Source organism: Shewanella sp. ALD9 (assembly GCF_002836315.1).
In the GTDB taxonomy this organism is placed as follows: Bacteria; Pseudomonadota; Gammaproteobacteria; order Enterobacterales; family Shewanellaceae; genus Shewanella.
This window is the reverse complement of sequence record NZ_PJCD01000003.1, coordinates 457,648-470,938: the sequence shown is the minus strand read 5'-3', so window position 1 is coordinate 470,938 and position 13,291 is coordinate 457,648. Positions and strand designations below refer to the sequence as shown.

9 protein-coding genes are annotated in these 13,291 nt (G+C 41.7%); 1 reads left to right on the top strand and 8 read right to left on the bottom strand.

What is annotated here, in order from left to right:
• Window positions 1–86: 86 nt before the first annotated feature.
• From CXF88_RS09700 to CXF88_RS09665, 8 genes are all read right to left on the bottom strand, one after another.
• On the bottom strand, window positions 87–3,299 hold the full coding sequence (locus CXF88_RS09700; RefSeq protein ID WP_101086653.1) for a DEAD/DEAH box helicase: 3,213 nt from the start codon (window positions 3,297–3,299) through the stop codon (window positions 87–89).
• Window positions 3,300–3,778: 479 nt separating this feature from the next.
• On the bottom strand, window positions 3,779–4,903 hold the full coding sequence (locus CXF88_RS09695) for a HupE/UreJ family protein (RefSeq protein ID WP_101086652.1): 1,125 nt from the start codon (window positions 4,901–4,903) through the stop codon (window positions 3,779–3,781).
• Between the two features lie 10 nt (window positions 4,904–4,913).
• Complete coding sequence (locus tag CXF88_RS09690; protein WP_101086651.1) at window positions 4,914–6,080, bottom strand: tetratricopeptide repeat protein; 1,167 nt, start codon at window positions 6,078–6,080, stop codon at window positions 4,914–4,916.
• Window positions 6,081–6,224: 144 nt separating this feature from the next.
• Entirely contained in the window at window positions 6,225–6,767 is a 543-nt protein-coding gene (locus tag CXF88_RS09685; RefSeq protein ID WP_157822790.1) for an Ig-like domain-containing protein, read from the bottom strand.
• 10 nt (window positions 6,768–6,777) lie between these two features.
• The gene (locus CXF88_RS09680) at window positions 6,778–8,364 is read right to left on the bottom strand and encodes a DUF4331 domain-containing protein (RefSeq protein WP_011636770.1); all 1,587 of its coding nucleotides are present in this window, start codon (window positions 8,362–8,364) and stop codon (window positions 6,778–6,780) included.
• A gap of 418 nt (window positions 8,365–8,782) precedes the next feature.
• Window positions 8,783–9,496 carry an anti-sigma factor gene (locus CXF88_RS09675; protein WP_101086650.1) on the bottom strand — a complete coding sequence of 238 codons (714 nt, stop codon included), beginning with the start codon at window positions 9,494–9,496 and terminating at the stop codon, window positions 8,783–8,785.
• Window positions 9,493–10,029, bottom strand: coding sequence for a sigma-70 family RNA polymerase sigma factor (locus CXF88_RS09670; protein ID WP_011636768.1), 537 nt, complete (start codon window positions 10,027–10,029; stop codon window positions 9,493–9,495). The genes CXF88_RS09675 and CXF88_RS09670 overlap by 4 nt, the downstream gene beginning before the upstream one ends.
• Before the next feature lie 199 nt (window positions 10,030–10,228).
• A complete protein-coding gene (locus CXF88_RS09665; protein WP_101086649.1) occupies window positions 10,229–12,181 on the bottom strand; it encodes a monovalent cation:proton antiporter family protein in 1,953 nt (650 codons plus the stop codon).
• Between the two features lie 161 nt (window positions 12,182–12,342).
• Between CXF88_RS09665 and CXF88_RS09660 the strand changes: the two genes are divergently transcribed.
• Window positions 12,343–13,224: a GGDEF domain-containing protein gene (locus tag CXF88_RS09660; protein WP_101086648.1), complete on the top strand. Its 882-nt coding sequence runs from the start codon at window positions 12,343–12,345 to the stop codon at window positions 13,222–13,224.
• Window positions 13,225–13,291 lie beyond the last annotated feature (67 nt).

The window sequence follows — 13,291 nt, the reverse complement described above, 5'->3', positions numbered from 1 at the left end:
CTAGGGTAATTGATAACCGCTAAATCACTTGAGTTTCGCGAATCTACACGCTAGTTCAAGTGATTTTGGTGTTATTAACTCAACGATTAACTCAACAATGCTAATAAATCGTTCGCACTGCCCTGCCATGGACCTTGAGTACCATCGGATAAAATACTGTCTGCCAAACCTTGTTTGTGCTGCTGCATTTCTTGAATTTTCTCTTCAACGGTGCCCTGGGCAATGAGTTTATAAACAAACACTGGATTTAACTGGCCAATACGATGAGCGCGATCGGTCGCTTGGCGCTCAGCGGCAGGGTTCCACCACGGGTCAAAATGAATAACCGTGTCCGCAGCAGTAAGGTTAAGTCCGGTTCCACCGGCTTTTAAACTGATCAAAAACACCGAGTTATCACCCTCTTGAAACGAATCAATTTGGGTCTGACGGTCACGAGTTTGGCCTGTCAACTTGCTATAACTGATAGCTAAGCGTTTTAGTTCATCTTCAATGAGTGCCAGCATGCCGGTAAATTGGCTGAAGATAAGGATCTTACGACCTTCTTCAATCATTTCAGGCAGGTTTTGGATTAACCAAGTCATTTTAGCGTTGTCTTTTACCTGTTGAGCTTGTTCAAGCTTAACTAAACGCGGGTCGCAACAGGCTTGACGCAACTTTAACAATGCATCTAAAAACTCAATATGACTACTCGATACTCCTTTCTTGGCAAACAGTTCACGCAATTTTTTCTCCATCACTAAACGGATAGACTCGTACAAATTACGTTGATCTCTTTCAAGTTCCAGAGTTTGAATAATCACGGTTTTTTCAGGTAATTCTGATACCACTTCTTTTTTAGTGCGGCGCAGCATAAAAGGAGCAATACGCTGACTCAGTAACTGCGACTTTTCAACATCAGCTTGCTTCTCAATCGGACCACGGAACTGTTTATTAAAGTAAGTATGCTGACCTAATAAACCTGGCAAGCAAAAATCCATCAATGATTTTAATTCGCCTAAATGGTTTTCAAGCGGCGTACCCGATAAACATAAGCGAAATCTACCTCTAAGGGTTTTAATCACTTGGGTGACTTTTGCTTGGGCATTTTTAATCTGTTGTGCTTCATCCAAAATAATATGCTCAAACACATATTCACAATAAATGGCTTCATCACGTAACATTAATGGATAGGTTGTTACGACCACATCAAACTGGTTAATTTGATCTAATAACGGCTGGCGTTTATTACCGTGGATCACCACTACATTCAGCGACGGTGCAAACTTATTGGCTTCTTTTAACCAGTTACCCACTAAGCTAGTGGGACAAACAATTAAACTGGTACGACGCTCGGTAGCGTCTTGCTTGGCTTTGAGTAAAAATGCCAATGCTTGAACGGTTTTACCCAGGCCCATGTCATCGGCTAAAATACCACCTAGTTGATATTCTTTAAGAAAACACAACCAGTCAAAACCTTGTTTTTGATAATCACGTAATGTCGCATTTAAGCCATCGGGTAACTCAACCGGAACCACCCCTTTAAACTCTGCGAGTTTGGTGGCTAAATTGCGCACACGTTCGCCATTGAGTAAACGCACGTCACTGGCAGATAAATCATTCAAAATATGCGCACGGTTGCGTGGTATCGAAATGACATCGCCAGAATGACGATTAAATAATTCTTGGATAATACTAATCAGCGGCTTAATGGTTTTGGCTTTGATTTTAATAAAACCGCCATTAGGGCCAGGTAATAGCAATTCATCATCGTCTGCTGGTTCACCATTTTGTTGTAACCAGCGGGCAACTAAGGCTAATAACGGTACACTTTGACCATCGATGTCGGCACTGAGCGATAACGAAAACCAGCCAGACTCATCATCGTCAACTAAGTCGACATCTAACTGTGCATCGGTAATTTGTAAGTCGAAGTCATCATCAAAATGAATATCCATACCCAGCGCAGTTAACGCATCAAGACCATTGTCGGTCAATTCAGACCATTCAAAAATCGACTCTGGTAATAAGCCGACACTGACATAGTAGGGTTGTTGTGAACTGGCCAGCGTAGCGTCTGGCTCAAGCGTCACTAAGCCTATATCCGCTAATGACTGTAATGCCGCGAGTTCTTGCTCGACATGTCTATGCACTTGATACTGAACTTGATTTTTTTTGACTAAGCTTATGCGTTCGGGTTTAGTCGATGCATTAAAGGTAATTTCACCGTAACAATGATCAACTCGAATAACCGGTTGCAGAATCGGGTTGTTGGCAATGAGCTCACGCGTAAAGGTTAAGCGTGTTAACAGTGAGTCTGTTATCTCGCAAAAATCAATTTCACTCGGCACAGGCACCGTTTTAGGCGAAAAATGCTGGAGCATTTTATGACTAATGGCATCTACTTGAGCCAAGGGCACTGGCGGCATGTGTTGCAATAAACTTAACTTTTTAACTGGTAAATCAGTTTCTATTCTACCTAGATGCAGATAGTCTAATTCAACATACAAAGGTGGCTCGGTAGCAATAAACTCCCAATTATCCAGCCCAGGCATGCGCATTTGCATTTGGGTATGTTTTTTATCAATCTCACACCAGACAAACTCAGGCACAACGGCTTTAGCCCATGTTAGGGGGATACGATTTTCTTCCCAAAAACACACTTCGGCGGTGAGCATTTTAGTCAGTGCTAAAAATGAAATCTCACCTTCAATATAAATTTTAGAACCATGATTATTTGATGACAATAACAAGCTGATAATCTGTTTATCTTCAGGGTCAATCCACCATGGCATGCTATAGCGAATATCGGCTAATGCTAGCTTGCTGCCTTTATTGTATTGACCTTTTTTATTAAATTTACTGCGTTTAAATTCGACAAATATGCCATGAGGATCGTTAGATAACACATAAATAATACGGTCTTTTTCTTCGTCCTCTTCTTCAAACTCGGCAACCGTTTTTTGCTCGTCAAGTTGGCGTAACCATTGGTGGATACGCTGCTCTTCAACCGGCTTTTTATCGACCAGTGCCAGCATTGCTGCGGCAACGTGCTTACAATTTGTTCTAACAGGGCAAGTACAATGTGAACGCATCACAATTTTGTGATTCACATTAACTAGGGTGATTTCTTGACGATAGGGTTCAGCAGCAGATCCTTCAACATAGGCCTCAATATCATGATTATTACTGCTGGCAGTAACTTCTAGAACTCGACCTTGGATCAAATAGTTTTGCGCTTTTTGAATTTGGGTGGCCGAAAACAGTTTCGCAATCATCTCTAATGAAAGCTTAATGGGGAGATTAAACAGTTTCGCCGACATCAATATACCTAATAAAACCGCAGCAAAATAAACAATGGCTGCTGATAAAAAAGTTAACTTGCCATTCTATGGAAGAAAGCAGGCAATATCTAGGCTTTGCTGATCTTTCGAACAAAAAACTCGTTCAAACACGCTATATTATTGCGATTACACATATTGGGTGGTCGCTAAAGCTCAGATACAGCAATAATCTGTATCATCATACGAATTAACATACACAAAAGTTTGCTTACCACTAAAGCCAATTTTAACCTTGAGTCGTTGGGAGATATTACCAAGAGGAATTTAAGGTGGGCGAATGTCTGACTAATGGCTACTGACGTCGGTTATTTGTACCCGTCTCAAACATAAATAGAACATATGCCAAATGTAAGCCGAGCATAAGTTAGCCACGGTCGAATACAAGGTTACTTAAGCAATACAATCTCAATGAATAACTAGCCACTATTTAAAGCTGACTAGTTATTCATTGGTAAACACTAAAAACGTTCTACAGACCACTGAATCGCCATGAGGCCAATCGCAATTGAACCGAGCTGCATGCCCCAATGTCGATACCAAAGTCTATGGCGTAGAAACATCAATACAGGCAGCACTAGCGCTAAAATCGCCAGCTGGCCGATTTCAACGCCAACATTAAACGCAAGAATCGCTAATAGTTTTTGATTTTCAGGCAAGCCAAGCTCGCCTAATACTCCAGCAAATCCCATGCCGTGTAACAGGCCAAACGCAAACGTAATCCAGCCTAAACGTAATACAATCGGCCAGACATTATTAAGCGCCGCAAACAACACCGACAATGCAATGCCCAGTTCAACCCAGTGACTACTAAAATTAATCAGTCCCAATGCGGTGGCTGTTAACGTTACCGAATGCGCTAATGTAAATGCAGTAATAATCCATGCTGTGTCTTTAAATATTTGCTTAGGCTTATCTATCGGGTGCCATTTTTGTTGTTCACGCACCAACACACAGGTTAATAACAACGCCAATAAAAATAAGATATGATCAGTGCCCTTCCAAATATGAATAATCCCTTGATAAACATATTCTGCAAATGTATCGCTGAGCTGACTTTCAGCTAAGTTAATCAATATTATCGGGTTATCGTTACTGATCACTCGAGCGTATTGATGATCGGGCGTTGCAATGGTGGTAATCACTTTATGATCAGTGTCTATATTGAAGAAAGCTTGATAATTAATAGTCAACACTCCAGGGCTATCACATTCAGCCTGAAATGAACTGACTAGATAACCTTCACTAAAGTGTTGGTCAACTTGCTGTGTTGGATTAAAACTCAGTGGGCAATCTTGCTCTCGGCTTATTGCCAAAGATGAACGTAAATAATCTACTATCGCAATTTGATGAGCTTGTAACTCTCCCCAAGTAAGCTCACCATCTTGGTTATCATCAATAGGGACAACTTGGTTTATGTCAAAAAAACGCACTTGCCAATCACCTTGAATTTGCCCGTGCTTATCGAGGTTAACAGACAAATAACTGGTGCTCATTTGATGGGCTAAACTGCCATGACTAAACAGTAACATTAGCAGTAATAATCCACCTTTCATCACCGAAAAAAAACGTGTAAATGCCTTCACTGGTTTATCCTTAACTTGCTACATGATCGACAACGAGGTTCTGACTGACTTGTACTGACTTTTTATCATTTTTAGTCTTCCTCAACAATGCTTTAGCCTGTTCTAAAAGTATCCGATCATTGTCTTGACGTGCTACCTGCCAGTTGATTTTGGCCCAGTAAAGTGCTTTTTGGGGCTGAATATCAATAGTTAAATAATATTTTGCCAGATCGGATGCATGCAAGCTGTCTTGTCTTTGCTCGCGCAGTTTAACTCTTTGGGCAAAAGTCCATTGCCATTTAACAGTATTGCCAAGGGATTTTTCCGCTATCGCTAAGCGCAATAATAGTGCGTCGTCTTGAACAGCGTTATTATTGACGACACTGGAGAGCATATCGTACACCTGTTGATGTTGATTTAATGCCAACTCAATATCAGACCATAGCGCTAATAAACTAACCGGAGCATTGTCCATATCTAACTGATTTAAATAACTCAATGCTTCTTCTGCCATACCTTGCTTAAATGCCATGTCAGCAAGAATTTGCACTATCCAACGTTTTTCTGGTTCATTATTAGGTTGATACAACTGGTACAACCGAGCTAACTCTTGATAACTTTCGGCCAGTTTGCCATTTTGACTGGTCACTTCTAAAGCACAGGTAGAAATCAACAAAATATCGGCTTTACCGATTAGGGTTAAACACGCTTGCCTTGCACCGACAATATCCCCCTGTACCAGATGAATATTGGCTTTTAATAACCAACTATTTATCGCAGTCGGTTTTAATTCAATGGAGCGCTCTAACGCCTTTATCGCCCGATCAAATTGGTGTTGATGCTGTAATACTCGAGCATATAAATAATAGGTCTGCGCATCGGGGCTGGCATTGGCCATTTTGGCTTGTAACCAAGCTTTTGCACGACCGTAGCGATAGTCAGCTTCACCGGGATATTGTCCTTGTTCAATAAAATCACTGATGTCGTCTAAGCTCATTTGCTTGTCGGTATCATTAAACACTTTCCAGGTCGCAATAACTTCACTGGTATCTTTTGGTGTATATGGCGCCGCAGTACTGTTGCCTACCATCAACAAACATGCACTGACAACCATTACAATATTGATGTAAAATTGAATATTGAGGCTAAATTGAGGGTACTTTATCATTGGTGTTAATCGCCCTGATATCACTTGCATAACGCCTCCTTAATGCCATCCTTGGCTATGAATATCGATCTAATTAATCATTACTTCTCAGCTGAGATAATCATTCATTGGATGAATAAGATAGATATTTGGTCCTGTGTTATAAACTTAAGCTAGCGAATAGAACTCTCACTATTAATCCAGTAATAAGTCGTCGTAAAAATCAGCCGTTGAAACATCGTTCTCAACCATGCGGCCATTAACACGTAAAGGTGCAGCTTGGCTTGGTTGTAAAAATGCCTGACGACTTAAGCTTGAAAACATCACTTGCTGTGCATCAATAGTAATGTTCACCATCGCTACCACAGGGTCGTTTACGCCATCACTCACAGCAACAGTAAAACTGTCCATGCCAGTCACTTCATTGGCAGGAGTATAAGTAAACTCGCCATTTGGCTTTAAACTAACCGTACCAAGCGTCGGTTCACTCATCACAGTAAACGTTAATGCATCACCATCTTTATCGGTGGCTATCACTTGATCTGTCACTGGCGTTTCAGTCACGGTGGATAGCATGACACTGCTCACCATTGGCGCACTGTTTTTAACCATGGTCATCGCATCATCATCTGAGTTACAACCAGCTAAAAAACCGCCACTGAGCACACTGATTAATACCACTGGTTTAGCGAGATTATTAAGCGCTTGACGCGTCGCATATCGAATAGAAATATTCATCTTATGTTCCTTATTTTGAGCCCGAAAGCGGCGTCGCTAAGTAAGGGAAGTGATCCATCATCATGGTCGCGTCAACGGGTGCCCCATCAGTAAATGGCACGTTACCAACGCTGGCATCATCACTGGTACAAAGGCCTAAATCCGTGTCAGTACCATTGACTGGGATGGGGTAACATAAACGTCCCATTACCACGCGCAGTGCAATATCAACCACATCATCACCCGGACGACGACCATTTGGGAAACCGGCTAAATCATCACCAGCCACACCAAAAGCTGACTGCATATCACGTGATTTTGCCGGAATGCCGGTATTAAGACGCAACATTTCTGAAGGAGTCACCATTTCAAGTTGGTTAACACCAGCAAAACCAGTGAGAAATGCAGTAACAAGATCGGTACGAGGGAAGTTAGTTGGCGCTAACGTTTCAATGTTTGTTCCCAACGTTTGATTAACCGCGTCTTTGAACAGAATGTTAAGCAACTCTGGTAAGCTCGGGTGCGTCACATAGTCAGCAAACTGAGTGTCATCTTTAGGATGTGAAGTCGAAAAGGTGTCTTTATCCTTTAAGCCAATCACTAACTCGTTAACCAGTGGATTACCCAGACGAGATACCTGAGTTAATGCGCCGCCGTTGACTTCAGTTTTACCCACTTTGGCATTTGGATTTAATATACGCGCTTGCGGTAAACTGGCGGTAGTCCATGCACCAATGGTGCCGTTGCCTTGAGTCGTTAAACAAGACTTTGGCACTTCAATTGAAATGGCTGTGACATTTTTATCCATCAAATCATCATTATCAACAGATTGAGTGATGCCACCTGGAAATCCACCTTGGTCGCCAGCGCCCGGTGCACTATCACCTTCTACAGGCACATAGTTGACCAAATCAAAGGTTTTGCCTAAGTTAACCACGAAAGGATCTTTACGTTGGCCAACAAACACTTTGCCAGGACTTGCACAACCATCGAGATTAAATTCGTAGATGAATTGACCCGCATAACTTGCATACGCGCTGCTATCACCGAAACTCTTATTACCAATGTAATCCAGTGGCTTATGGAACATCGCCCCTGAAGTATTGGTTAACGCTGTTGCGCTACCACTATTTTGTGGTCCTTTAACAAGTGTTAACTCATACGACTCGCTAAAGTTTGCTGCACTTTGATCCGCAGCAGTAATGCCACCAATATTTTTAAGCGGTACTGACACACTACGTTGATTGTCAGCAGGACCAACCGTTAGCGCAATACCTTGATTATTATTGGCAAGCTCATTGGTAAAGTTAAATTGGAAGGTTAAATCTTCTATAGCATCACCATCATTATCGATATGAATGCTGTATACCGCAGCAGGATCCATCGCATAATAGTTAGGTCCGCCGTAGGCATCTTGCAGTGGAATATAGTTGGCGATAAGAGTGACGTAATCTTCACGTCCAGCTTCGTAGCTATTAAAAGCGTAGAAGTCGGTAGAGTCTAATGTTGGAAAACGAGTGATATTGGGTGCTTCTCGGTGACTTGACGCAAATGCATTAGCGCCTAATAAAGTGCTGCATACGATACTGGCGATTAGGGATATTTTTAGTACTTTCATGACCATTTCCTTGTTATGTAGTAGAGTCATATCAGTAAACGGCTCAGGTTCCATTTTGGATGCAGGTTTTAGTAACTTTTGTTGAAATAAATTAAATAAAAAATTAACACACTGAATTTAAATGAATTTATAAATAAACTATTTTTACTAATTTAATGAAAATGTTAATTTCTGCATAATGAACTATCAATATGGTCCTTTCAATACAGCCCCCTCTATACAATTTCTTCAATACAATCCTTTAGTATGTGATCGCTCAGAAATGAGTCGTTAACAATTTCCCGTTAACCGGTGATTCATCGATCGCCAATAGATAGTTGCAACCATAAAAAAGCGGCCAATAGTCTCACTATTGGCCGCTTAAATGTTAGCGTGGTAACACATCAATGCTTTGAAGCATCACCCTATCATCAAGGCTTTATAAAATTGCTAGCTCTGCGGTATACAATACCTCTGTTGGTAAGCCATTTGGTGAGCCGTTCAAAGGCTCTAAACTCACCGCCAGAGCCACAATATCCATGTCATCAAATTGACTGTTTTTCACCAATGTTAACTTGCCTGACTTAGGCAGTAAGCCTAATGAAATTGGATTTTCGACACCTTTAGCCACCATCCATAACTCATAGTCTTTATTCGCCAGTGGCTTAAGGTTACTAGTAGAGCGCACTTCAATCGTATTGGAGGTGACTTCAATCAGCCATAATGCTTTAGATTGTGCACTTTGCACTACCGCAACTTGCTGCGATGTAGCAACTGGTACAGGCTGATTATTCACAACTAAAACAGCCATAACAATGGCTGCTGCGCTTGCCATTGAAGCCAATCCCTTCCATAAACGGTTACGTGTTGCCATAGGCACCACATTTGAGGTTTCTGGCGATGGTGCTTGGGCCACATTATCAACAAACCCTAGCGACATACTGATTTGTTGCCAAACCCGTTCATCTGGGGTTATCGGCGTTAACAATTGATTCATGCCATGTAAATGTTGCTCCCATAACCAAGTGCTTTCACGCAGACTGGGAATTTGCATCATTAATTTTTGAAACCGACGTCTAGCTTGGCCACGCAATGTACCCAGCACATATTCTGCTGCTAATGCGTCTTTTAATTGAGGATCACGATAATTCATAACGATAAACACCTCTGTAATTGTTGTAAACCACGACGGATCCAACTCTTAATAGTGCCTAATGGTAAATCTAAGTGCCCCACAACTTCGTGATGCGATAAACCATTATAATAAGCGAGATGAATTGCTTGTTTCTGCTGAGGCTCGAGTTCTCCCATACACTGGTCGAGTTTATTTTTATGAACTTGAGGCCCGTCATCATTGATATGCTCTTCAAAAATGGCTTCTTGGCCATCTTCAAGTGGATCTTCCTTTCTGACCTTTTGATAACGCAACATGTCTAAGGCTCGGTAACGAACAATACTGATCATCCACGTGAGAACCGATCCTTTTCCGTGTTGATATTCTGTCGCGTTATGCCAAATTTTTACGTAGGCTTCTTGTAATACCTCTTCGGCTAACTCACGTCGACCGAGCATTTTTAAGCTAACTGCGAATAACTGGCCACTGGTAGATTGATATAAATCAGCAAACGCTTGTTTATCTCCATCTGCACTAGCACTTAATAAGTTAAGTAAGGTGTCTTGATCCATAATCTGCCACGTTTCCCTATGATGGTTCGATATAGTTGATACAGGCTAATTGCGCATATATTGATAAAAAAGCCCCAATAGTGTTTATACGAACCAAAGTTAATATTGGATGCAAAATAAATAAAATAAAATAAAATAAAATAAAAAAGCACCATCACTTTTCAGCATGGTGCTTGGTAGCAATAATATGAAGCTATATTTAACCTTGCAGTAAATACTCTTCAGCTTTCTCGATACTGCGCGGTTTACCCACCAGCATTAAAATATCGTTACGCCTTAATATCCACTCAGGGGGGGGTGGATCGATCTCCTCGCCTTTACGCCGCACCGCTCTAAGCTCAACATCCAAAGCTTGCCATGGAATATCTGCAACGGTTTTACCCACCGCACTAGCACCTGAAGCCAGTGACACAGCATGGAGTAAATCTAAGGTAAAATCAGTTTCTGTGCCGGAAAAGAAACCGTGTAAATATTGATAATGATTACGACGTTCAGATTCCAAGCGTTTAATAATCCGCGCTAAGGGGACGCCACATTTAAACAACACTTGCGACACCAGCATTAAGCTGCCCTCAAGTGATTCAGGGATAACTTGGGTCGCCCCCGCTTCTTTAAGCTCATGTAGATTCGCATCATCGCGAGTGCGCACCAATATTTTTACATCGGGAGCCAGTTTACGCGCCACGGCTAAACACTCTTCAGATTGCCTTGGTTCGCAAAATGTCACCACCACTAAGCTCGCTTGACGAATGCCCATCTTCTTCAATAGCGCCATTCTGCAAGCATCACCAAAATGAATATTTTCGCCTGCGGCTCTCGCTTCTGTCACTCTGGTGGGATCTAAATCAAGCACCATATAAGGCACCGCTTCTGTTTTCAAAAAGCGTGCAATCGTTTGCCCTACGCGGCCGTAACCTAAAATCAGTACCACATCACTTTCGTCAGAATGAGGCAATACAATTTCTATCGGTTCATTTTTAGGTGGCAGCTTATTGCCGCTAACCTTTTTGGCAATATCAACACTGTGACGGATCAGCCAAGGCGCCATTGACATAGATATGACCGCCACGGCGACTAACACAGTGCTTACTTCGGTATCGAGTAATTGATAATTTACTGCTAATGCCAGTAACACAAAACTAAACTCACCGACTTGACCTAAACTGATTGCGGTACTGAGTGATACCTTAGTATTTTCACCCACAAGTTTGAGCAAACCGTGCACGATTAATATTTTGGTGAGCACCACACCTGCCAAAATCAATAACACTTGCCACCAATATTGCATCACTAAATCGAAATTCAGTAGCATGCCGATGGAAATAAAAAACAAACCCATTAATAAATCACGAAATGGCCTTATGTCAGCCTCTAACTGGCGTCGATACTGGCTTTCGCCAAGTAACATCCCAGCAATAAATGCCCCTAACGCCATCGATAATCCAAGCCATTGAGTAAACGCGCCCGTCACTAAAGCGACAACTAAGGTAGATAATACAAATAATTCATTTGAACGTGAGCGAGCTACTTCGTCAAAAATACGTGGCAATATCCATTTACCAAATGACATTAATCCTAAAAAGGCCAAAATACCGGTGAGTAATCCCCACGCGATACTATTGAAGCTCATTTCAGCACCGCCTTTGGCTAATAGCGGCATTAAAATCAATAGCGGCACCACCGCTAAATCTTGAAATAACAATACACTGACCGACAGCTCGCCGTGTCTGCGCCTTAACCAGTTTTGTTCATTAAGCAGCTTTAACACTATGGCCGTTGACGACAGCGCAATAGCCGAACCGATCACCACCGCAGCCACTAAATTTTGCCCAACCAACATAGCAATGCCGCCAGCCACAAAGGCTGTTACCAGCATTTGGGCGCTACCCAGGCCAAAAACAGTTCGGCGCATTGCCCACAACCTCGGTACCGAAAACTCAAGTCCTAGGGTAAACATCAGTAGCACTACGCCTAACTCAGCCACAGATTGCATTTGTAATTGGGTAAACCAATGAAAACCGCTGGGGCCGCTAACAACCCCGGTGAGTAAATAAGCTAAAATGGCCGGTAAGCCGAGTCGACGTAACAATGCAATCGCCACAATAGCAATCACAAGCATCAACAAAATATGGATAAAAATACTGTGTTCCATTGTGGCTTTGGCTCCTTGTCAAAAAACTGTCGAAAGGGAAATAAAACGTTTGTTAGCACTACAGTAAAACAACAACCAATTAATAACTATAGAAAATTTTTCATAGGCACGATTATTGCTAACAATATGGTAATTAGTTGTAACGTACTGGAACCAATATTATGGATTTTTCAATAGCGACAGAATTATATCCTGAAGATTACTGGTACCGTTCAGACGCTTACTTGAATATGGAACCCGAACTGGACCTTATTCAAGTGATTCAACAACTACATGGAAGTTTAGATCCTCGGACAGTTTTTGCCTGCTTCGGCAAGATCCTAGGACAACATTTGCCGATTAAAGGACTACAATTGAACCTAGACAAACAAAAGTTTGTTTGGGGACGTCACTACGGTATTGAACTGCAACGTACTATTAACGATAACCAAGATACGTTTATCATAACCTATCAGTTGTCTGTAGCACTTAGTTCGGCGCAAAAACACACTTTAGAGCAACTTGAAGGCATATTAATTCAACCGTTGAATAATGCGTTGAAGTATCAAAATATGTCTAATCAAGCCATGTTTGATGCACTAACCCAATTAGGTAATCGTTATTATTACCGCCAGGCAATCGACATCGCATTAGCACGAGCTAATCGCCAGCAAGGCCAAGTGTCTTTAATTGTATTAGATTTAGATAAATTTAAACAACTTAACGATGCGCATGGCCATAAAGTCGGTGATTTTGTATTAGTAGGCTTTGCCGCATTAATTAATGAAGCCATTCGTAATACAGACCAAGCCTTTAGAATTGGCGGTGATGAGTTTGTGATCGTTACCCAAGGGGATGCCCAGGCCGCTGCAATAGTATGCCAACGTATCATTGATATGATGCCAAAACATTCTGAGCTCACCGAATATAACATTCAGTGCAGTTTAGGTATTGCGGAGTCCAAACCGCAGCAACAAGCAGAAAATATATATGAGCGTGCCGATAAAGCCATGTATTCCGCGAAAGCTGCCGGACGTAACTGCTACCGAATTTGCGCTAATTAGCACAACCTTATACTTATGTAGTAACAACTAATTAATAAAAAAAGACCTTAACAGGTCTTTTTTATTG

Bases quoted from the DNA above. Each gene is read 5' to 3' on its own strand.
- CXF88_RS09700 (WP_101086653.1), bottom strand. From the start codon at position 3,299: ATGTCGGCGAAACTGTTTAATCTCCCCATTAAGCTTTCATTAGAGATG.
- CXF88_RS09690 (WP_101086651.1), bottom strand. From the start codon at position 6,080: ATGCAAGTGATATCAGGGCGATTAACACCAATGATAAAGTACCCTCAA.
- CXF88_RS09685 (WP_157822790.1), bottom strand. From the start codon at position 6,767: ATGAATATTTCTATTCGATATGCGACGCGTCAAGCGCTTAATAATCTC.
- CXF88_RS09680 (WP_011636770.1), bottom strand. From the start codon at position 8,364: ATGAAAGTACTAAAAATATCCCTAATCGCCAGTATCGTATGCAGCACT.
- CXF88_RS09675 (WP_101086650.1), bottom strand. From the start codon at position 9,496: ATGAATTATCGTGATCCTCAATTAAAAGACGCATTAGCAGCAGAATAT.
- CXF88_RS09670 (WP_011636768.1), bottom strand. From the start codon at position 10,029: ATGGATCAAGACACCTTACTTAACTTATTAAGTGCTAGTGCAGATGGA.
- CXF88_RS09665 (WP_101086649.1), bottom strand. From the start codon at position 12,181: ATGGAACACAGTATTTTTATCCATATTTTGTTGATGCTTGTGATTGCT.
- CXF88_RS09660 (WP_101086648.1), top strand. From the start codon at position 12,343: ATGGATTTTTCAATAGCGACAGAATTATATCCTGAAGATTACTGGTAC.